Annotated in this window: 21 protein-coding genes; 9 read left to right on the plus strand and 12 right to left on the minus strand. The window is 63.6% G+C overall.

The genetic code is table 11. The features are described from left to right. Positions 1-66 precede the first annotated feature (66 nt). The 5 genes from tssK to ISG32_RS20670 all read right to left on the minus strand — a co-directional run bounded on the left by tssK (position 67) and on the right by ISG32_RS20670 (position 4,996). On the minus strand, positions 67-1,395 hold the full coding sequence (tssK, locus tag ISG32_RS20650) for a type VI secretion system baseplate subunit TssK (RefSeq protein WP_194772921.1): 1,329 nt from the start codon (positions 1,393-1,395) through the stop codon (positions 67-69). Positions 1,396-1,448: 53 nt separating this feature from the next. Further along, positions 1,449-2,030, minus strand: coding sequence for a type VI secretion system lipoprotein TssJ (gene tssJ / locus ISG32_RS20655; RefSeq protein WP_194772922.1), 582 nt, complete (start codon positions 2,028-2,030; stop codon positions 1,449-1,451). 243 nt (positions 2,031-2,273) lie between these two features. After that, entirely contained in the window at positions 2,274-2,906 is a 633-nt protein-coding gene (locus ISG32_RS20660; RefSeq protein ID WP_194772923.1) for an HD domain-containing protein, read from the minus strand. Then, complete coding sequence (locus ISG32_RS20665) at positions 2,899-4,032, minus strand: suppressor of fused domain protein (protein WP_194772924.1); 1,134 nt, start codon at positions 4,030-4,032, stop codon at positions 2,899-2,901. Before ISG32_RS20665 ends, ISG32_RS20660 begins: the two co-directional genes overlap by 8 nt. Before the next feature lie 55 nt (positions 4,033-4,087). Then, positions 4,088-4,996: a LysR substrate-binding domain-containing protein gene (locus tag ISG32_RS20670; RefSeq protein WP_194772925.1), complete on the minus strand. Its 909-nt coding sequence runs from the start codon at positions 4,994-4,996 to the stop codon at positions 4,088-4,090. Positions 4,997-5,058: 62 nt separating this feature from the next. Between ISG32_RS20670 and ISG32_RS20675 the strand changes: the two genes are divergently transcribed. The 5 genes from ISG32_RS20675 (at position 5,059) to ISG32_RS20695 (ending at position 8,466) form a co-directional block, all read left to right on the plus strand. Continuing rightward, positions 5,059-5,970, plus strand: coding sequence for an EamA family transporter (locus ISG32_RS20675; RefSeq protein WP_194772926.1), 912 nt, complete (start codon positions 5,059-5,061; stop codon positions 5,968-5,970). Between the two features lie 100 nt (positions 5,971-6,070). Continuing rightward, positions 6,071-6,859, plus strand: a complete 789-nt coding sequence (locus ISG32_RS20680; RefSeq protein ID WP_194772927.1) for an SDR family NAD(P)-dependent oxidoreductase — start codon at positions 6,071-6,073, stop codon at positions 6,857-6,859. A gap of 57 nt (positions 6,860-6,916) precedes the next feature. Continuing rightward, positions 6,917-7,369 carry a lactoylglutathione lyase gene (gene gloA / locus ISG32_RS20685; RefSeq protein ID WP_194772928.1) on the plus strand — a complete coding sequence of 151 codons (453 nt, stop codon included), beginning with the start codon at positions 6,917-6,919 and terminating at the stop codon, positions 7,367-7,369. Positions 7,370-7,792: 423 nt separating this feature from the next. After that, the gene (gene infA / locus ISG32_RS20690) at positions 7,793-8,059 is read left to right on the plus strand and encodes a translation initiation factor IF-1 (protein WP_194772929.1); all 267 of its coding nucleotides are present in this window, start codon (positions 7,793-7,795) and stop codon (positions 8,057-8,059) included. A gap of 86 nt (positions 8,060-8,145) precedes the next feature. Continuing rightward, positions 8,146-8,466, plus strand: a complete 321-nt coding sequence (locus ISG32_RS20695) for an RNA recognition motif domain-containing protein (RefSeq protein WP_194772930.1) — start codon at positions 8,146-8,148, stop codon at positions 8,464-8,466. 105 nt (positions 8,467-8,571) lie between these two features. On the opposite strand, the gene eda is transcribed toward ISG32_RS20695, so the two are convergent. From eda to ISG32_RS20725, 6 genes are all read right to left on the minus strand, one after another. Next, positions 8,572-9,216, minus strand: a complete 645-nt coding sequence (gene eda, locus ISG32_RS20700) for a bifunctional 4-hydroxy-2-oxoglutarate aldolase/2-dehydro-3-deoxy-phosphogluconate aldolase (RefSeq protein ID WP_194772931.1) — start codon at positions 9,214-9,216, stop codon at positions 8,572-8,574. Continuing rightward, positions 9,207-11,012: a phosphogluconate dehydratase gene (gene edd, locus ISG32_RS20705; RefSeq protein WP_194772932.1), complete on the minus strand. Its 1,806-nt coding sequence runs from the start codon at positions 11,010-11,012 to the stop codon at positions 9,207-9,209. Before edd ends, eda begins: the two co-directional genes overlap by 10 nt. Positions 11,013-11,147: 135 nt before the next feature. Next, positions 11,148-12,167, minus strand: coding sequence for a TRAP transporter substrate-binding protein (locus ISG32_RS20710; protein ID WP_194772933.1), 1,020 nt, complete (start codon positions 12,165-12,167; stop codon positions 11,148-11,150). A gap of 76 nt (positions 12,168-12,243) precedes the next feature. After that, positions 12,244-13,524, minus strand: coding sequence for a TRAP transporter large permease (locus tag ISG32_RS20715; RefSeq protein WP_194772934.1), 1,281 nt, complete (start codon positions 13,522-13,524; stop codon positions 12,244-12,246). Positions 13,525-13,558: 34 nt separating this feature from the next. Then, positions 13,559-14,071 carry a TRAP transporter small permease gene (locus ISG32_RS20720; protein ID WP_194772935.1) on the minus strand — a complete coding sequence of 171 codons (513 nt, stop codon included), beginning with the start codon at positions 14,069-14,071 and terminating at the stop codon, positions 13,559-13,561. Between the two features lie 43 nt (positions 14,072-14,114). Beyond that, on the minus strand, positions 14,115-14,669 hold the full coding sequence (locus tag ISG32_RS20725) for a gluconokinase (protein ID WP_194772936.1): 555 nt from the start codon (positions 14,667-14,669) through the stop codon (positions 14,115-14,117). A 178-nt stretch (positions 14,670-14,847) separates the two neighbouring features. Between ISG32_RS20725 and gntR the strand changes: the two genes are divergently transcribed. Next, positions 14,848-15,885: an HTH-type transcriptional regulator GntR gene (gntR, locus tag ISG32_RS20730; RefSeq protein ID WP_194772937.1), complete on the plus strand. Its 1,038-nt coding sequence runs from the start codon at positions 14,848-14,850 to the stop codon at positions 15,883-15,885. A 124-nt stretch (positions 15,886-16,009) separates the two neighbouring features. Here the strand turns inward: gntR and ISG32_RS20735 are convergent, their stop codons facing one another. Further along, positions 16,010-16,549 (minus strand): OmpA family protein, encoded by a 540-nt coding sequence (locus ISG32_RS20735; RefSeq protein WP_194772938.1) that lies wholly within the window; start codon positions 16,547-16,549, stop codon positions 16,010-16,012. 74 nt (positions 16,550-16,623) lie between these two features. On the opposite strand from ISG32_RS20735, the gene ISG32_RS20740 reads away from it, so the two are divergent. The 3 genes from ISG32_RS20740 to pdxH all read left to right on the plus strand — a co-directional run bounded on the left by ISG32_RS20740 (position 16,624) and on the right by pdxH (position 18,566). Next, positions 16,624-17,217, plus strand: a complete 594-nt coding sequence (locus tag ISG32_RS20740; protein ID WP_228529983.1) for a gamma-glutamylcyclotransferase — start codon at positions 16,624-16,626, stop codon at positions 17,215-17,217. Positions 17,218-17,332: 115 nt separating this feature from the next. Continuing rightward, positions 17,333-17,869, plus strand: a complete 537-nt coding sequence (locus tag ISG32_RS20745; protein WP_194772939.1) for a superoxide dismutase family protein — start codon at positions 17,333-17,335, stop codon at positions 17,867-17,869. A 46-nt stretch (positions 17,870-17,915) separates the two neighbouring features. Further along, positions 17,916-18,566, plus strand: coding sequence for a pyridoxamine 5'-phosphate oxidase (gene pdxH / locus ISG32_RS20750; protein WP_194772940.1), 651 nt, complete (start codon positions 17,916-17,918; stop codon positions 18,564-18,566). Positions 18,567-18,572: the final 6 nt, after the last annotated feature.

The following is an 18,572-nucleotide window of genomic DNA, read 5'->3' on the forward strand; positions in this document are numbered from 1 at the left end:
GAATGTTCTTCTGGATTGCGTTCAAGAATGAAGGGGACGACACACCACTGCGCACTCGGCGGAGCCTCAGGGCTTGATGGCCCAGAACTCCAGACGCAGCCCCGGAAAATCGCCCGCAATGTGCATCGCCACGCCTCCCGAGCGCTGCAGTTGGTCCCACAGCTCGTTGGTCGTGTCGAGCTGGAAGTAGTTGTAGTTCGCGTGATAGGGCAGCTCGCGCGGCGCGATCGGCATCGGGTGCAGGCGCACGCCCGGCAGATGCAGATTGACCAGGTCGCGGATCTTCTCGACCGGACCGATCTTCACCTGCGTCGGGAAGCGCGAGCGCACCACGTCCGCCGGCAGCTCGGCGAAGACCGCGAGCACGAAGCTCGCCTCCTTGACGAGGTTGAGATCGGGGATGACGCCCACGCGCACGCCGTACTGGCGCTCGTGCAGTTCGATGGGAATCGCGTTCTGCTCCAGCACCATCGAGAGCGAGCGGCGGATGTCCGCCACCACGGCCTCAAAGCACGGGCTGGGCTCGTCATGGTCGTAGACCGGATAGGTGATCGGACGGCGGCCGTCGCGCGTGAAGGTCGAAAGCTCGCCCGCCAGCTCCAGCAGATTGCCGTAGACCCGCTCGGGGTGCAGGATCTGGTGGTCGCGCAGGTGCGTGATCATCGGCTGCCAGCGGTTGATGATGTTGAGCATCATGAAATCGCCGACTTCGGCGATGCCGCCGCGTCCCGGCTGCAGCACGCGCGCGGCCAGCGCCTCGCCGCGCTGGTGCAGAAGACCGGCGATGTCGTCGATCATCGAGTGCAGCAGCGTGCTCTGTCCGTAATTGATCGACGGCTGAATGAAGCGGTTGTCGATGACCACCGTGCCGTCGTTGCGGCGCTCGAGCACATGGACCACGCCGATGCGAAGCCACTCATCGGTGATCTTGGAGGCGGGAATCAGCTTGGCGCGCATGTGCGCGACCTGCGACAGCGCGGGCTCGCCCGACTGCGAATTGGAATCGGTGAGCTCGGCGTCTTCAGCCGTGTAGCGCGCGAGCACGTCGTCGTCCTCGAAACTCAGCTCGGTCGCCAGCACGCGCCGCATCGGCAGCGCCAGATAGATGCGCTCGTCCTTGCAGGCCTTGTCGATCTCGAGCGGCTCGACCATCGTGTCCTGCCCGGGAAGGCTGAACGGCGTGCCGTCGGGGAACACGCCCACCGCCTTCACCAGCGCGATCTTGCCAAGCGCCAGCGCCTCGAGGTCCAGCACCAGTTCACGAAAGCCCCAGAAATACGGTTCGGCCGACATCGCGCGCGAGTGCGTGAAGAACTCGAGATATCGTTCCTGCTGCTGGAAATGCTGCGGCCTGAGGAACATGCCTTCCGACCACACCACCTTGCGTGAATACATTGCTCAACTCCCTCCGGTAGCTTTCTCAGAATTCGAAATCAGGCGCTCGGCGATCAGAACGGCAGCGAGATGCCGCCCGGCAGCTTGGGCATGCCGCCACCGCCACCGCCGCCCGTCGGCACGGGCATTTCCTGCACGTTGGACGTCACCGACACCTTGCTCGCGCCCACCGCCACCTTCACGATGGCTGTATCAAAGGACGGCTGAAACACCGCGAACCGACCGAGCTCCTTGGGTGCCGGAAGCGGCGCAATGCCGCGCCATACGGCCTTGTCCAGATCGCGATAGGCCACGAACACGCCCAGCAGGCGCTCGTCACCCGAGGCCTTGCCCATGAGCACCTTGGCCTCGCCGGGCTGCAGCGTGATGGTTTCCTTGGAGACCAGCTCGGAGCCCAGAATCTGGTCGTCCTTCTCGTAGAGCGTGAAAAAGTCCGCGCTGCTGAACGCGCTCATGCCGCGCAGGCGATAGACCTTCACCTGCACCGGCGACGGCTTGCCGTTGCGATCCGGGTTGAGTCCCTCGTCCGCCGTCAGCACCACCGTATAGGGCGCAGGCATGGACGCACGCGGACCTGCGCATCCGGCCAACAACATCGCACCAACAACGACCACCCCAGTCAGCAGCTTCTTCATGATCTCGCAACTCTATGAATGTGACTAGCTCAATAGCAATATCTAATTATTACAGAGCATTGTGTCAGGCCGATTGAATTGCGCAACCATTAGTTGAAAGTTATCGGGTTTTGCAACGAAAGTCGATGTAAATATTTGTCATTGCAAGAAACCAAACAACGTAAGTTGTTGCTGTAAATAACCAATTCGAGAATCAAAGGCGGAGACGCGCACCGTCGGTGCTTCCCCGGTCGCCGTCCGCAGTCAGAACCAGGACAGCGCTTTTTGCAGATTTTGACGTGCCCGCGCTTCCAGCAGCGCACGGAAATGCTCCGTGCCATAGATGTGCGGCCGGTCTGCAAAGCTGCGCAGCACTTCCCTGCGCTTGATTACAAAAAGTGGCTTGGGCACCCAGGCGTATTCGGCCCGGACCTGCTTTTCATACTCGGCAAACCGAGCGGGTTCAGCCGCGAGGATGCTCAGGTCCACATCGACAAGCAGGCGCGCATCGGCGTCGACCGGCTCGGCGCTGTGCTGCGTCGCGAGAATCAGGCGCTCGACCTCGACGCAGACGGCCTCGCAAGCGCCCTGCTCCTTCAGGACCCGCAAGGCCCAGTCTGCGCTCAGCGCCTCGTTGTCCTTGCCCTTGGGGTCGTAGATCGCGTCATGGAACCACAAAGCCAGCTCCACCGCGCCGGGCGAGCGGCACTGCGGCAGCACCGGCTCCAGCAACGCGAGCGTCTCGCGTAGATGCTGGGGCGTGTGATAGTGACGCTGTGGCTCGCAGTAGGCGCGCAGCAAATCCTGCCGCACCGGCTCCGGCGGCGGCAGACCGAGCGCCTGCCAGGCCCGCGACCACGAAGCCTCGAAAAATGGCGCGTCGCTGGGCTCAGGCATCGCCGGGAGCGCCGAAGACTTCCTGCACCCGCCCGCTCTGGTCCTTGATCTGCGAAGGCTCCACGCGCCAGATCAGGTGGTTGATGCCGGGAACCACATAGTCCGCACCGCGCGGCTTGAGGGTGTCGAGAAGCGCCTGCAACTCGCGTGGGCCGAGGCTCACGACCAGCGTCTGCGGGTCTTCCCATTCATGCTGGCTGCCGGCATCCGCAGGCTCGAAGATCAGCGCAAAATCATCGCCAGCGACGCTCAGGTCCTTGCCGTGCGGCAGCCGTCCCGGCAGCAGGCCCAGCAGATCCCGCACGAGCAAGGCCCCCATCGTCACGGTGATCTTTTCGGCGCGCAGCAGTTTCTTTTCGGACTTCAGGGTGAGCACGCTTCCGTAGAGCACGCCGGTGTTCGATCCTTCCTTCTCCGCGCCCTGATCAATGGCGGCCTTCACCTCGGGCCGCGCGTGCAGGCTCGCGCGGTGGATGTCGGTCACCCACAGCGGCATCTGCGGCTCGAGCGCCGACAGCAGCCCGCGCAGATTCCAGCGCTTGCCCTCTGCCAGTTCGTCCGCGGTGATGCCGACGATCTGCAGGAACTCCACCCGGCCATAAGGCGAGACCGTCGCGGGAAACTGTGGATCGGCCACAAAGCCCATCTCGGTGATCTGCGTGTCCGCCCCCGCCTTGATCGGGCCATTGGCGGTCATCCAGTGCCCGGCAGCGAACACGTTGCCGCTCTGGAAGACGTAGCGCGCGATGTTCTGCAGAAAGTTCAATGGCCAGGACGGCGGCGTCGTTTCCCCGTCTTCGATGGGCAACCGGAAAGTGAGCTCGAAGCCATAACCGCTGCGCTTTTCCTCATCCGGTTCACCGCTCTCGTCACCCTCGTCCTCATCTTCGCCATACAGATCGCTGAATCCGTAGGTCAGATAGTGCCAATGCGGCTTCGAACCCGCGTCGCCCGCGTTGCGGTAGACACTGATGCCCTGCAGCGGATCGTTTCCACCCAGCCGGTAGCTGATCGCCGTGCCGTAGTGCTGTGGCTCCTGCCCGCCGTAGACCTTCTCGGCGACGGCATCAATGGCATCCCAGCCCAGCGTGGAATCGTCGTCATCAGTGTCTGGCACATCGGTCATGCGCGTTCCTTCATCATGGTGATAGCGCGAATACTAACGAATTGCCGAGTTCAATTTATTCCAGCGGTTTGAACAGCGCCGAAAGCAGGTCGCGCAGCTTCATGACGCGGGGTCGGCGCAATGCCTCGAAATGCCAGCTCAGGCCAAACGCATAGCGTGGAAACGCCACCGGACAGGGCGATGAAGCGAACAGTCCCAAGCGGCACAGCGCCGCCGCCGCGTGGCTGGGAATGGTGGAGATGCGATCCCCTCCCCTGAGAAGAAACGGCAGGCCCGAGAAGTGCGTGGTCGCGGCATGCACGGTCCGCCTGAGTCCGTGTTCGGCGAGCACCTCGTCGGTGACGCCGGTCAGCCCGGAAAACGAGACCAGCAAATGCTCGCGCGCAAGAAACTCTTCGAGCGTGAACGCGCCCTGCTCCGGCCTGCGGAACGCCGGATCGTAGACGATGGCGTAGTCCGCGCTGCCCAGCGACAGATGGCGGATGCGCGCATCGTTGATGCTGCCCGAGGTGATCGCCAGATCGATCTCGCGGTCGTGCAGCGCGGCGGCGGCCATCGCGCTGTTGGTCTGCCGGAACACGATGCGCGTGCGCGGCAGCTGCTCCCGTGCCAGAGCGATGATCTGCGCTCCGTAGGCCATCTCGAAATCGTCGGAAAGCCCGATGCGCACGATCTCCTGCGGTTTGGCAGGTTCGTCGCCCACGCTCGCCAAGGTCTCCTCGACGATGCGCAGCGCCTCGTTGATGGCTGGCTGCAGCAGCACCGCGCGCGGCGTGGGCTGCAGGCCGCGCTGCGTGCGCTTGAACAGCGGATCGCCATAGAGCACGCGCAGCCGCTTGAGCGACGCGCTCACCGCCGCCTGGCTGATGCCCAGCCGTTCGGCCGCGCGCGTGGCATTCAGCTCGCTCGAAAGCATCTGGAACACCCGCAGTAGGTTGAGATCGACGCGCCTGTCATCAAGCATGTTGATAACTGATAGTTTTCATACTTGTTTTGATTATGCCAAGCAGCTCCTACCATGCTGCAATGCAGCGCAAACACATTCTTCTGGCCATTCTCGTCACCGCGATCTGGGGTATCAACTTCTCGGTGATTCGCATCGGCCTCGGCACGTTTCCGCCGCTCCTGCTGCTGGCGCTGCGCTTCGTGCTCGCCTGCCTGCCCGCGCTGTTCCTGCCGCGCCCGAAAAACATCTCCTGGCCGCGCCTGATCGCCATCGCCTCCACGCTGTTCATCGGACAGTTCTCGCTGCTGTTCCTGAGCATGGCCCACGGCCTGTCCGCTGGACTTGCTGCGGTCATCCTGCAGGCGCAGGCCTTTCTCACCATGCTTTTCGCGTCCACGGCCTTTGGCGAGAAGATCCGCGTGAACCACGTCATCGGCAGCCTGCTTGCCTGCTGCGGGCTCGCCCTCATCGTCACATCGGCGGGCGGCGCGCAGTTCACGCTGCTGGGCTTCGCGCTGTGCATCGGCGCGGCGGTCAGTTGGGCTCTGGGCAACGTGCTGCTGCGCGGCTCGGGCTCCGCCGACATGATGGCGCTGATGGCCTGGCTCAGCCTGATTCCGCCTCTGCCGCTGCTCGCGATGTCGGCACTCATGGAAGGACCGGAGCGCATGCTGCACGCCCTCACCCACATCCAGCCCAGCGGCATCTTTGCTGTGCTCTATCTCGCGGTGCTGTCGACCACCATCGGCTACGGCATCTGGGGCAAACTGATCAGCGAGTACCCCGCCTCCAAGATCGCGCCCTTCTCGCTGCTTGTGCCGGTGTTCGGACTGACGGCTTCGGCCCTGCTGCTCGGTGAACGGTTCAATGCAGGCGAACTGGCTGGCGCCCTGGCGGTGCTCGCGGGACTGGTGGTGCTGATCGGCTCGCGCGAGCAACTGGCGAAGCTGTTTCAGGCGCTCGGACTGATCGGTGCGCGGAAGACGGTTTGAAGGGATCAGCGCCCTCCCGCCTTCTTGCCCTCCCGCCGGCGCATCTCCCCCGCTCCTTCCCTATTGGCAGAGCGTGCCAAGTTCGCTTAGGCTCATTCCCATGAACACCTCCACTCCACAGTCCCCCATCCACTTCGGCCTCGGCAATCGCGTCTGCATCGTCACCGGCGGCGCGCAGGGCATCGGCGCGGCCTGCGCACAGCGCTTTGCTCGCGAGAACGCCAAGGTCATCGTCTCCGACGTGAACGACGCCATCGGCAGGCAACTCGCCGAAAGCATCGGCGGCGTCTACATCCACTGCGATGTGGGCAACAAGTCGGAGGTCGATGCGCTGGTCAGCCAGGTGATGGCGCTGCACGGCCGCATCGATGTGCTGGTCAACAACGCGGGCATTTTCAAAGTGGCCGATTTTCTGGACATCGCAGAGGAAGATTTTGACGCCGTGCTGCGCGTGAACATCAAGGGCGCCTTTCTCATGGGCCAGGCCGTCGCGCGCGAAATGGCCAAGCAAGGCTCGGGCAGCATCATCAATATGAGCTCGGTGAACAGCGTGCTCGCCATCCCCAACCTCGCCAGCTACAACGTCAGCAAGGGCGGCATCAACCAGCTCACGCGCGTGATGGCGCTGTCGCTGGCCGACAAGGGCGTGCGCGTCAACGCGGTCGCCCCCGGCACCATCGCCACCGAGCTCGCCGCCAAGGCCGTGCTCACCAGCGAGGAGGCCAAGAACAAGGTGATGAGCCGCACTCCGATGCGGCGCCTCGGCACCCCCGAAGAGGTGGCCGACGCCGTGGCCTGGCTGGCAAGCGATGCCTCCGGCTACGTGACGGCCGACATCATCACCATCGACGGCGGGCGCATGGCGCTGAACTACACCGTGCCGGTGTGATCGCGGCCGTTAACCCGCACGTTCACAACCATCGCGAGATGACGGCAAAATAGCGCCATGCGACTACTCCACACGATGCTGCGCGTTGGCGATCTCCAGCGCTCGATTGATTTCTACACCCAAGTGCTTGGCATGACATTGCTGCGCAAGTCCGAAAATCCCGAATACAAGTACTCGCTGGCTTTCGTCGGCTACGAGGGCGGGAATCCCGGTCAGGCCGAGATCGAGCTGACCTACAACTGGGGCACCGACAGCTACGAACTGGGCACCGCCTACGGCCATATTGCGCTCGGCGTGCCCGATGCCTACGCCGCCTGCGAGAAGATCAAGGCCAACGGCGGCAACGTCACCCGCGAGGCCGGACCGGTCAAGGGCGGCTCCACCGTGATCGCCTTCGTGACGGATCCGGACGGCTACAAGATCGAACTGATCCAGGAAAACTCCCGCAGCCACGCCAACGAGCGTCAGGGCTCGGAAGGCGGAACATACGATCCGCTGCGCAACTCCTGAGTTTCCCAGTCAAAGGCAGAAGCCGCTTTCGGGCGGCTTTCTTTCGCCATTCTGCATCCCACCCAGACCCGGCGTATAATCCTTGAATGCGCTAGGCACACTCTCGCCTTTTCTTAGCGCCTGTCTGACCCGACTAGGCCCCTTGGCTAGCGGGTCCAACTTCCTTCAAGAACGATTCGCCGAATCGCTTCTTTGTCCTGCGGTGAGTGTCTTCGAGCCCCACTGCGCGGGCTCTCACCCTGCTTCCGACATGGGCCTCATCCGTTGACGCCGTCGTGAAGCTGCATTCCCTTTTTTTGTTGTCAGCACTCTAGGCAGTGAGTGCATCGCGCATGCGTCCAGCTCCCCAAGCGAGTTGGTCGCCACGCATTCAGGCCACTCGCCAGTTCTGCTGAAGAGTGCCGTAGTAACCCAAGGAGAACCGTGTCCAAAGAAGAATTGATTGAAATGCAAGGCCGGGTCGATGAAGTGTTGCCCGACTCACGCTATCGCGTCACGTTGGAAAACGGACATCAGCTCATCGCCTACACAGGCGGCAAAATGCGCAAATTCCGAATCCGCATTCTGGCTGGCGACAAGGTCACGCTGGAGATGTCTCCCTACGATCTGACCAAAGGCCGTGTGACGTTCCGCCACATCGAAACCCGTTCCGGCGCGCCCGCCAAGACGCCGTTTCGCAAGCGGCACTGATCGATCACTTTTCTTTCGCCCTCCAATCCATCCAATGTTTCGGACCGGCATTCGCCGATCCGATTCCATCCAACCAGGAAATCCTTATGAACAACCGCCTGTACGTCGGCAACCTCTCCTACTCGACCACCAACGAATCGCTGCTGCAAGCCTTCGGTGAATTCGGCAACGTCGCCAGCGCCAAGCTGGTGATGGACCGTGAAACCGGTCGCTCCAAGGGCTTTGCCTTTGTGGAAATGGAAACCGACGCTGAAGCGCAAGCCGCCATCAACGCACTGGACGGCCAGTCCCTCGACGGCCGCGCCATCAAGGTGAACGTGGCACGTCCTCCAGAGCGTCGCGAAGGCGGCTTCGGTGGTGGCAACCGCTCCGGCGGCGGCGGCTACCGTGGTGGCGATCGTTACTGATCGGCCCAGGCCCACAGCCTCAAAAACACAAAAACCGCCTTCGGGCGGTTTTTGTGTTTTAAGCAAGCAAGCCTTGAGTCATGCCGCCCAAGGCTTTTTGCTGTCTCAGCCGCGCGGCTTGAGCAGCGCGGTATCCCATGCCAAGCGCGTAATGTGCGCCCAGTCCTTGGCTGCGACCACATCGGCAGGGACGAGCCACGAGCCGCCCACGCAGATCACGTTGGAGAGCGCGAGAAACTCCGCCGCATTGCTCGGGGTGACGCCGCCAGTGGGGCAGAACTTCACGTCGAAGAACGGGCCCTGCCAGGCCTTGAGCATGGGGATGCCACCCGACTGCATGGCCGGGAAGAATTTGAGGTGGTTGAAGCCCGCCTCCATCGCCATCATCACTTCGCTGCCGGTAGCCACGCCAGGCAGCAGCGGCAGATTCACGTCGCGCGCGGCCTGGGCCATCTTTTCGGTGAACCCCGGGCTCACGGCGAAGCGCGCACCAGCGTCCGCAGCGGCCCTGGCATCGGCCGCAGTGCGGATGGTGCCCGCACCCACGACGGCTTCAGGCACATCGCGCGCGATGGCTTCGATGCAGGCCAGAGCCTGCGGTGTGCGCAGCGTCACTTCAAGCATGCGCACGCCACCTTCCACGAGGGCCTTGGCCATCGGGACGGCGTCGTTGACGTCATTGAGGACGATGACGGGAATGACGGGCGCGTCGCTCATCACGTCGAGTGCGGTCAATTGTTCTAGAGCCATGTACAAGCACCTTCTTCTGCGCTGAGCGCATTGCGGCGAAAGCCCGCGAACAGCTCGCGTCCCCAGCCGTGGCCATTGGAGTCGAGTTCGGCTGCCGGAGGAATTGCAAGGGGGCGGTTTCGCCATTGATCGGCGGGCACGAGCACGTCAAGCGTGCCGGCGACCGCATCGAGGCGAATCATATCGCCGTCCTGCACCTTCGCGAGCGGCCCACCGTCCAAAGCCTCGGGGCTGACGTGGATGGCGGCCGGCACCTTGCCGGAGGCTCCGCTCATGCGCCCATCGGTCACCAGCGCCACGCGAAAGCCCTTGTTCTGCAGCACGGCGAGCGGCGGGGTGAGCTTGTGCAGCTCGGGCATGCCGTTGGCCTTGGGGCCTTGCCAGCGCACCACGCAGACGACGTCGCGGTCGAGCTCGCCGGCCTGAAACGCCTCCTGCAAGGCCGACTGCGAGGTGAACACACGAGCGGACGCCTCGACGATGTGGCGATCCTCCGGCACAGCCGAGACCTTGATCACGCTGCGGCCGAGGTTGCCCTTGAGCAGCATGAGTCCACCGGTCGCCTGGAACGGCGCGGTATGCGGACGCAGTACGGCGTCATCGCCCGATGCACCGGCATCCTCCCAATGCAGGCGCCCTTCCCGATCCTCGGGAATGCGCGTGAATTCGCGGATGCCGCCTTCGCGCACGGCCAGCACATCGGCGTGCATGAAACCGCCGTCGAGCAGCTCGCGGATCACATAACCCGGGCCTCCTGCGGCCTGGAACTGGTTCACGTCGGCGCTGCCATTGGGATAGACGCGCGCGAGCAGCGGCACGACGGCCGAGAGCGCGGAAAAATCATCCCAGTCGATCACAATGCCCGCCGCGCGGGCCACCGCGACCCAGTGGATCAGGTGGTTGGTGGAGCCCCCCGTGGCGAGCAGCGCGACCACGGCGTTGACGATCACGCGCTCGTCGATCAGCCTGCCGATGGGCGGGCACTCCTTGCCGAGCACGGTGCGCGCCGCCTCGCGGGTGAGCTCGGCGCGCATCTCGTTGCCGGGATTGATGAAGGCGGTTCCGGGCACATGCAGGCCCATGGCCTCGAGCAGCATCTGGTTGCTGTTGGCCGTGCCGTAGAAAGTGCAGGTGCCCTCGGAATGGTAGGCATGCATCTCGGCGTCGAGCAGCGTCTCGCGACCGACAAGGCCTTGGGCCGCCTGCTCGCGCACCTTGGCCTTGGCGCTGTTGGACAGGCCCGAGGTCATCGGCCCCGCAGGCACAAAGACGGTGGGCAGATGGCCGAACTGCAGCGCGCCGATCAAGAGGCCGGGCACGATCTTGTCGCACACGCCGAGCATCAGCGCACGGTCGAACACGTCATGCGACAACGACACGGCCGTGCTCATGGCAATCACGTCACGCGAGAACAGCGACAGCTCCATGCCCGGCGCGCCCTGGGTCACGCCGTCGCACATGGCGGGTACGCCGCCCGCGACCTGTGCGGTCGCGCCGTGCAGTCGGGCCTCGGCCTTGATGAGGTCGGGATAGTGCTGCAGCGGCGCGTGCGCCGAGAGCATGTCGTTGTAGGCGGTGACGATGCCGATGTTGGGCGCACGCTCGGCCACGACACGCAGCTTGTCATTGCCCGGCATGGCGGCGAAGGCGTGTGCCACGTTGGCGCAGCCCAGCCGCTGCGCACCGCGATCGCGCCGGGAGTGGAAGTCCACCTGCTCCAGATAGGCACGGCGGGTGTCCGCGCTGCGCTCGCGAATGCGCTGCGTGACGGCTTCAACGGTGGGATGTACTGGCATGCTCTCTGGTCACGCGGTGGGCGTGGCTTGTAGGTGTGGGGTTGGCGTCCATCGTAATACCGTCATGCGACGGCAGATGGAAAGAAACCTGCATCCAACGAGCAGGTTTCTGTTTGGTTCAGTGTGAAGCGCGGCTTACTTCTGTTCGCGCGCGCTCTTCACAGCAGCATTCACCTCGTCCCAGGTCGATTGCCCCACCGACTTGGCGATATTGGCGTTCACGCTCGTGAGCTTCTCGCGCATGCGGTTGACTTCGGCGGACGACAGCTCGTTGACCTGCATGCCCTTCGATTTCAGATCGGCCAGCGCCTTGGCCGCTTCTTCGCGTGTGTCCTTGCGCTCGAACTCGCGGCTCTTCACGGCGGCGTCCTGCAGCACCTTCTTTTCGGCAGGCGTGAGCTGATCCCACCACTTCTTGCTGACGGTGACGATCCAGGGGCTGTAGACGTGGTTGGTGACCGTGAGGTACTTCTGCACTTCATAGAACTTGCTGGACAGCACGGTGTTGTACGGATTTTCCTGACCATCGACCGCCTTGGTTTCCAGCGCGGTGAACAGCTCGGAGAACGGCAGCGGCACGGCGTTCGCGCCCAGCGCCTTGAAGCTGTCGAGGAACACGTTGTTTTGCATCACGCGCAGTTTCACGTCATTGAGGTCTTCCACCTTGGTGACCGGACGCTTGCTGTTGGTGAGGTTGCGGAAGCCGTTTTCCCAGTAGACCAGACCGACCAGGCCCTTGGCTTCGAGCTTGGCCTTTACTTTGTCTCCCATCGGGCCGTCGAGCACGGTGTCGGCTTCCTTGGCCGACGTGAACAGGAACGGCGTGTCCCAGATGCCCATCTCGGGCACGAGACCGACCAGCGTGGCGGTGGAGCCGACCATCATCTCCTGCGCGCCGCCGATCAGCGCCTGCTGCATCTGGGTGTCGGAGCCGAGGGACGCGTTGCCGATGGCGCGAACCTTCATCTTGCCGCCGGTGGCCTTTTCGACCTCTTTGGCGAACAGGCGCGCGGCGCGGCCTTGGTTGGATTCATCGACCAGCCCGAAGCCGAAGCGCACGATGCGCGGCTTGAAGTCCTGCGCCTGCGCGAAGCCTGCGGCGGTGGAAGCGACGGCGGCCACGGCCAGCGCGCAGAGGGTGAATTTGATTCGCATGGGTGATTTCTCCTCGGTCAAAACAAAAGGAAGGGTCAGGCGGAAAACGAAAGTCCTGTGCCGGTCAACGCAGCCGTCAGTGCATCCACTTGAGCGGCGCGGTCACGATCTGCGGGAAGATGATGAACAGAATCAGCAGCAGCACATACATGAGCAGGAACGGCGTCGTTCCCCGGATGACGGTCTCCATGCGGATGCGTCCGACGCCCGCCACCACGTTCTGCACGGTGCCGACCGGCGGAGTGATCAGGCCGATGCAACCCACATAGATGAACATGAAGCCAAAGTACACCGGATCGATGCCCGCCTTCACGGCCAGCGGCGCGCAGACCGGGCCGAAGATCAGGATGGTCGGCGTCAGGTCCATCGCGGTGCCGACGACGAGCAGGAAGACCATCATCAGCGCCATGAACCACATCGGGTTGCTCATCACGCTCGTGAAGCTCTCGGCCAGCATGTTGGGCAGATCGGCCAGCGTGATCATGTAGGCGGTCACCGTAGCAGCGCCGCACAGGAACATCACCACCGCCGTCGTCTTGCCCGCGTTGAGGAAGACGTCGTAGAGCTTGCTCCAGGAAAGCTGGCGATAGACGAACATCGAGACGATCAGCGCGTAGACCGCAGCCACCACGGCCGCCTCGGTCGGCGTGAAAATGCCACCCTTCAGACCGCCCAGAATGATCACCGGCATCATCATCGCCCAGAAGCTCTGCACCAGCGCCTTCATGCGCTCGCCCCAGCCGACGCGCGGCATCGAGGGCAGATCGTTCTTGCGGGCGATCCACCACCACGCACCGATCAGGAAGATGCCCATCATCAGGCCCGGCACGATGCCCGACAGAAACAGCTTGCTGATGGAGGTATTGGTCGTCACGCCATAGATCACGAACGGCATCGACGGCGGAATGATCGGCGCGATGATGCCGCCCGAAGCCAGCAGACCGGCGCTGTAGCCGGGCGGGTATTTCTGGTCGCGCATCATCGGCAGCAGAATCGTCGCGAGCGCGGCGGTGTCGGCAATTGCCGAACCGCTCATCGACGCGAGCAGCACGGCCGCACCGATCGCCACAAAGCCCAGACCGCCACGGATGTGGCCGCAGAAGGCGCGCGCCAGATCGATGATGCGGCGCGACAGACCGCCCGCGTTCATCAGCTCACCGGCCAGAATGAAGAACGGCACGGCCAGCAGCGGAAAGTTGTCGAAGCCTGCCTGCAGGTTCTGCGCGAGCAACTGCGAGTCGAAGAAGTCGAGGTGCCACATCAGCGCGACACCGGTGAGGATCAGCGCATGCGCGATCGGCATGCCGATGACCATGCCGCCAATCAGCACAGCCAGAAAAATGAGGGTGACGATCATGTTGTTCAGTCCTTGTGCGGTCGCCGCGTCTGCGTCATTCCACTTCCGCGCCTTCGGTCACGGGCGGCTCGCCGCGCAGCAGATCCACCACCACGCAGACCAGCAGACCCACCGCCAGCACCAGCGTGGCAGCGGCGCCAAGGGCAAGCGGATAGCCCAGCACCGTGCTGTAGCTGTCCATACCGGCCTTCACCTGCTCCCAGGAGCCCACAAGCAGCAGCACCATGCAGGCCGTCACCAGCAGTTGACTGACCCAGAACAGCGCTTTTTTGGGCGCACCTTTCAGACGCGAAGTCAGCATGTCGAAGCCGAGGTGCTTGCCCTCGAACGCGGTGACGATGGCGCCGACCGCCACCAGCCAGACGAACAGCAGGCGCGAGATTTCCTCGTAAGACACGATGCTGGTCGCGAACACATAGCGCAGCACGACGTTGACGAACACGGCGATCACCATGCCCGCAAGCGCGGCCACCATGAAATGCTCGGCCAGACGCTTGATCAACGGCTTGCGCTCGGGGGCGGCTTCGTTGGGGTGTGGAGTGGTCATTTCTCCGGGTCCTTCTGTCTTGTGTTGATCTCTTCGACTCGGCTCAGGCGCGGCCTGACGACTGAATCCAGCGCATGCGCTCGGCCCATGCCACGACCTGCGTCTGCAGTTCTGCGATCGGCAGCGTGGCGTTCAAGGTCAGCACATCGGACTCGTCGGCAGGTCGCTCGAGCGTGGCGAACTGGTTGGCCACGAGCGCGGGCGAGAAGAAATGCCCCGGCCGCTGCTCGACACGCTGCAGCGCATCGTCGTAGCTCAGGTCGAGAAAAGCGAATCCCATCCGCGAATTGGCGACACGCAGTCGGTCGCGGTATTTGCGACGAAGTGCGGAACAAGTCAGGACGACACCCTGCCCCCCCACCTGCGGCGCGAGCAGCGCGGCCAGCTGGTCGAGCCAGCCCGCACGGTCGTCGTCGGTCAGCGGAATGCCTGCCGACATCTTCTCGATGTTGGCCGCCGGGTGATATGCATCGCCCTCCAGCAGCCGCCAGCCAAGCGCGTTCGCGCAGGCCTCAGCCACGCTCGACTTGCCGCAGCCCGACACGCCCATCACGACGATGGCCGGAGTGCCGATTGTTTGGATAGCGCTATCCTGCATAATTCAAAAAAGAAGACCGACTCCCCGAAAGCCATCGACAACAACCGCCATAAACACGGCCACATTGGTTGCCCCTTCTGCGGAGAATCCATCTTTGGGTATAAATATTTCCAGTGAACTGGGTTGGATAGCGCTATCTTACTTCACAATCGATGCTGTTCCGCCCTAGGAGTTACCCTTGTCAGACACCTCTTCCGCACCGAAACGAAACCGTCGCGCCAGCGGCCGTGTCACCCTTGCCGACGTGGCGAGGGCGGCGGAGGTCAGCCCGATCACGGTCTCACGCGCCCTGCGGGGCGAGCGCAGCGTGGACAAGGAGCTGGTCGAGCGGGTGCGCAAGGCGGTGGATGCACTCCACTACGTACCCGATCCGGCGGCACGCGCCCTCGCCTCGCAGCGCAGCACGCAAGTGCTGGTGCTGGTGCCGCTGCTCTCGAACAACCTGTTCGTGGATGTGCTCGAGTCGATTCACCGCACGCTGTTTCCGCAAGGCTTTCTGCCGCTGATCGGCGTGACCCACTACGACACCGCCGAAGAGGAACTGCTGCTGCGCACCTACCTGCCGCATCGCCCCGCGGGGCTGCTCGTCACCGGCTTCGACCGCAGCGAGGCGGCGCGCCAACTCATCGCGCGAAGCGGCGTGCCTTGCGTGCACATGATGGAAACGAGCAGCGCGCCCGATGTCGGCAGCGTTGGCTTCTCGCAGGCCAAGGCCGGAGCGGCGATGACGCGCCATCTTCTGGACCGGGGTTACCGGCGCATCGCCTTCGCGGCCGCCCAGCTCGATCCGCGCGTGATGCAACGGGCCGAGGGCTACCGCCGCGCGCTCAAGGAAGCGGGCCTGTACGATCCGCGTCTCGAAATGCTGAGTCCGGAGCCCTCCTCCATTGCGCTCGGCGGACGGCTGTTCGAAGACATGCTTTCCCACAATCCCGACGTGGACGCCGTCTTCTTCTGCAACGACGATCTGGCACAGGGGGGGCTATTGGCGGCGAGTCGCATGGGCATTTCCGTGCCGGGCCGCGTGGCGATGGCGGGATTCAACGACCTCGCGGGCAGCGACCAGATGTTCCCGCCCCTCACCACCGTGCGCACCCCACGCAAGCAGGTCGGCGAGGCGGCCGCGCAGATGCTGCTTGGGCTGATGCGCGGAAATCTGCCCAAGCCGCGGGCAGTCGAGCTGGACTACGAGCTGGTGGTGCGGCAGAGCACCTGAAGAGCGTGTTTGCGATCTCGGCACCTTGCAGGATGACCGGGGTGGAGTGCAAAGCGCAAACCACGGAACCACCCGATGTCGCGCCTGCAAGGTCGCCTAGAAATCTTTATCTGGCGTTCAGAGTTCAGGGCAGCAGAATCACTTCCACGCGGCGTGCTTCCGCATTCGAGCCGCTGGCTTGCGATTGCTCTGGCTTCTTCAGATCGATCCTGTCTTCGGCCACGCCGAGGGACTTGAGCGCATCGGCAACGGCGATGGCGCGCAGCTTGGCGAGTTCCTGGTTCTTTGCGAGGTCACCGGTGGAGTCGTGGTAGCCGGAGATCTGGGCGCGCTTGCCGCCTTCGACCACGCCCTTGATCACTTCGACCAGCGCGGTGTTGGCGCCGGGAGCGACTTCAGCCTTGCCGGAGGCGAAGAAGAACTTCACCAGACCGTTGTCCATCACGACGACGGAGGCGGCGTCTTCTGCGATCACGTTGCCACCGGCACCGATCGTGGTGACCTCAACGGTCTTGACAAGGGCTGGCTTGGCTGGTGCGTGGGCGATGCCGCGCTTGTAGACCACGACGCCGACGACGGTCGAAACCACCAGAGCGATCAGGGCGAAAAGGAAACCAAGGGCAAAGCGTTGTTGGCTGTCGTCGTCGGAAGAATTGAAGGACATGAGTTGGGACTCCGTTGATAAATAATTCGTGATATGTTGGTCAGACAAAACCTGTCAATTGTAGAGTGCCTGACATGCCGACGACGCCCGTACCCATCCGCGACCCTGCACCGATGCTCGAAAGAGCGCTCGATGAGTGGGGCGGCGACGAGGATCTGTGGGTATTTGGCTACGGTTCGCTGATCTGGCGACCGGATTTTGACTACTCCGAACGTCGCGACGCCAAGGTGTTCGGCTGGCACCGTGCGCTCAAGATGTGGAGCCGCGTGAACCGGGGTACGCCCGACTGTCCGGGGCTCGTGTTCGGCATGCTCTCCGGCGGCAGTTGCCGGGGCGTGATCTTTCGCGTGGACAAGGCGCACGGTCGCGAGGTGATGATCAACCTCTGGGCACGCGAGATGGTGATGGGCGTCTATGACCCGCGCTGGCTCGAATGCCACACCAGCGAGGGGCCGATCAGATCGCTGGCTTTCACGCTGTCGAGAAAGAGCCCGAGCCATACCGGGATACTGAGTGACGATGAGTACTGCCGGATCTTCGCCGAGGCGACCGGCAAGTTCGGCACGACCCACGACTATGCGCGCGCCACGCATGAGCAACTGCTGCAGATGGGCATCGAGGACCGCGCGCTGGCCAGGCTGCTGAGTCTTCCCAAACCGCGCGCTTGATGCGAGGATGCTGGCTGGCGTGCAGGCGCCGGATCTTGGCTGAAGTTGCGTGAAGAGTCGTGAGTGCTTGCCGCTCGCTTGATTCCCTCCATTCGTAACAAGAGGTTTGCTCAACATGTCCATACGATCCGGTCTCTCCCTTGCCGCCGCGGCTGCGGTGCTCGCCCTTGCGGGCTGTGGTTCCACCTCCACTTCGCCGACCAAGCCACAGGCGGTCGGCGAACTCGAAGCCACGCGCGGCAACGACGCCAAGGGCACCGTGCGTTTCATGCAGACGGCCGACAACGTGGTGCTCGCGACCGGCCAGATCACCGGGCTCAAGCCCAATGCCGAGCATGGCTTCCACATCCACGACAAGGGCGATTGCTCGAGCGGTGACGGCATGAGCGCCGGCGGCCACTTCAATCCCACGGGCTCGGCCCACGGCAAGTACGGTGCGGATGCCCACCATGGCGGCGACCTGCCCAGCCTGCGTGCCGACGCCAACGGCGTGGCCCGCTTCAATGCGGAAATCCGCGGCATCAGCATCAAGACCGGCGCGGCCAACGACATCGTCGGCCGTGGCCTGATCGTCCATGCCGATCCCGACGACTTCAAGACCCAGCCCACCGGCAACGCGGGTGCGCGTCTGGCCTGCGCGGTGATCAAGTAAAGGGTCGCCGCTCATCAGGGGTGGTCAGGCGAGGCACAATGTCCGCATGACCACTCCTCTTTCCTCCCAGATCGCCGATCTGCGCAAAAGCTATGAGCGCGCGGAACTCAGCGAGGACGCTTCCAGAAGCGATCCGCTCCAGCAGTTTGACCAGTGGCTCAATGAAGCCATCGCCGCCCAGGTCCCCGAACCCAATGCCATGACCCTCGCCACCGTGGCCGGTGACATGCGCCCCAGCACGCGCATCGTGCTGATCAAGGGTTATGACGAGCGCGGCATCGTCTGGTTCACCAACTACGACAGCCGCAAGGGCCGCCAGATCGCGGGCAATCCGTTTGCCGCGCTGCAGTTTCACTGGGTTGAGCTTGAGCGCGTCGTGCGCATCGAAGGCCGTGTCGAGAAAGTCAGCGACGAGGAAAGCGACGCCTATTTCAAGAGCCGCCCGCTGGATTCGCGCATCGGCGCCTGGGCCAGCCCGCAAAGCCAGGTGATCGCGAGCCGCAACGTGCTGGTGACCAATGCCGCCAAGTACGGTGCCAAGTTCATGCTGAACCCGCCGCGTCCGCCGCATTGGGGGGGCTTTCGCCTCGTTCCCGATCGCTGGGAGTTCTGGCAGGGCCGCAAGAGCCGCCTGCACGACCGCCTGTCCTATCGCACGGACGGCGGCGACTGGATTCGCGAGCGCCTCGCACCCTGACCTTCA

The organism is Diaphorobacter caeni (genome assembly GCF_015354245.1).
Lineage (GTDB): Bacteria > Pseudomonadota > Gammaproteobacteria > Burkholderiales > Burkholderiaceae_C > Diaphorobacter_A > Diaphorobacter_A caeni.

Excerpts from the sequence above, each read along its gene's own strand:
- tssK (WP_194772921.1), bottom strand. The coding sequence starts at position 1,395 with ATGTATTCACGCAAGGTGGTGTGGTCGGAAGGCATGTTCCTCAGGCCG.
- tssJ (WP_194772922.1), bottom strand. The coding sequence starts at position 2,030 with ATGAAGAAGCTGCTGACTGGGGTGGTCGTTGTTGGTGCGATGTTGTTG.
- ISG32_RS20660 (WP_194772923.1), bottom strand. The coding sequence starts at position 2,906 with ATGCCTGAGCCCAGCGACGCGCCATTTTTCGAGGCTTCGTGGTCGCGG.
- ISG32_RS20665 (WP_194772924.1), bottom strand. The coding sequence starts at position 4,032 with ATGACCGATGTGCCAGACACTGATGACGACGATTCCACGCTGGGCTGG.
- ISG32_RS20670 (WP_194772925.1), bottom strand. The coding sequence starts at position 4,996 with ATGCTTGATGACAGGCGCGTCGATCTCAACCTACTGCGGGTGTTCCAG.
- ISG32_RS20675 (WP_194772926.1), top strand. The coding sequence starts at position 5,059 with ATGCAGCGCAAACACATTCTTCTGGCCATTCTCGTCACCGCGATCTGG.
- ISG32_RS20680 (WP_194772927.1), top strand. The coding sequence starts at position 6,071 with ATGAACACCTCCACTCCACAGTCCCCCATCCACTTCGGCCTCGGCAAT.
- gloA (WP_194772928.1), top strand. The coding sequence starts at position 6,917 with ATGCGACTACTCCACACGATGCTGCGCGTTGGCGATCTCCAGCGCTCG.
- ISG32_RS20695 (WP_194772930.1), top strand. The coding sequence starts at position 8,146 with ATGAACAACCGCCTGTACGTCGGCAACCTCTCCTACTCGACCACCAAC.
- eda (WP_194772931.1), bottom strand. The coding sequence starts at position 9,216 with ATGGCTCTAGAACAATTGACCGCACTCGACGTGATGAGCGACGCGCCC.
- edd (WP_194772932.1), bottom strand. The coding sequence starts at position 11,012 with ATGCCAGTACATCCCACCGTTGAAGCCGTCACGCAGCGCATTCGCGAG.
- ISG32_RS20710 (WP_194772933.1), bottom strand. The coding sequence starts at position 12,167 with ATGCGAATCAAATTCACCCTCTGCGCGCTGGCCGTGGCCGCCGTCGCT.
- ISG32_RS20715 (WP_194772934.1), bottom strand. The coding sequence starts at position 13,524 with ATGATCGTCACCCTCATTTTTCTGGCTGTGCTGATTGGCGGCATGGTC.
- ISG32_RS20720 (WP_194772935.1), bottom strand. The coding sequence starts at position 14,071 with ATGACCACTCCACACCCCAACGAAGCCGCCCCCGAGCGCAAGCCGTTG.
- ISG32_RS20725 (WP_194772936.1), bottom strand. The coding sequence starts at position 14,669 with ATGCAGGATAGCGCTATCCAAACAATCGGCACTCCGGCCATCGTCGTG.
- ISG32_RS20735 (WP_194772938.1), bottom strand. The coding sequence starts at position 16,549 with ATGTCCTTCAATTCTTCCGACGACGACAGCCAACAACGCTTTGCCCTT.
- ISG32_RS20740 (WP_228529983.1), top strand. The coding sequence starts at position 16,624 with ATGCCGACGACGCCCGTACCCATCCGCGACCCTGCACCGATGCTCGAA.
- ISG32_RS20745 (WP_194772939.1), top strand. The coding sequence starts at position 17,333 with ATGTCCATACGATCCGGTCTCTCCCTTGCCGCCGCGGCTGCGGTGCTC.
- pdxH (WP_194772940.1), top strand. The coding sequence starts at position 17,916 with ATGACCACTCCTCTTTCCTCCCAGATCGCCGATCTGCGCAAAAGCTAT.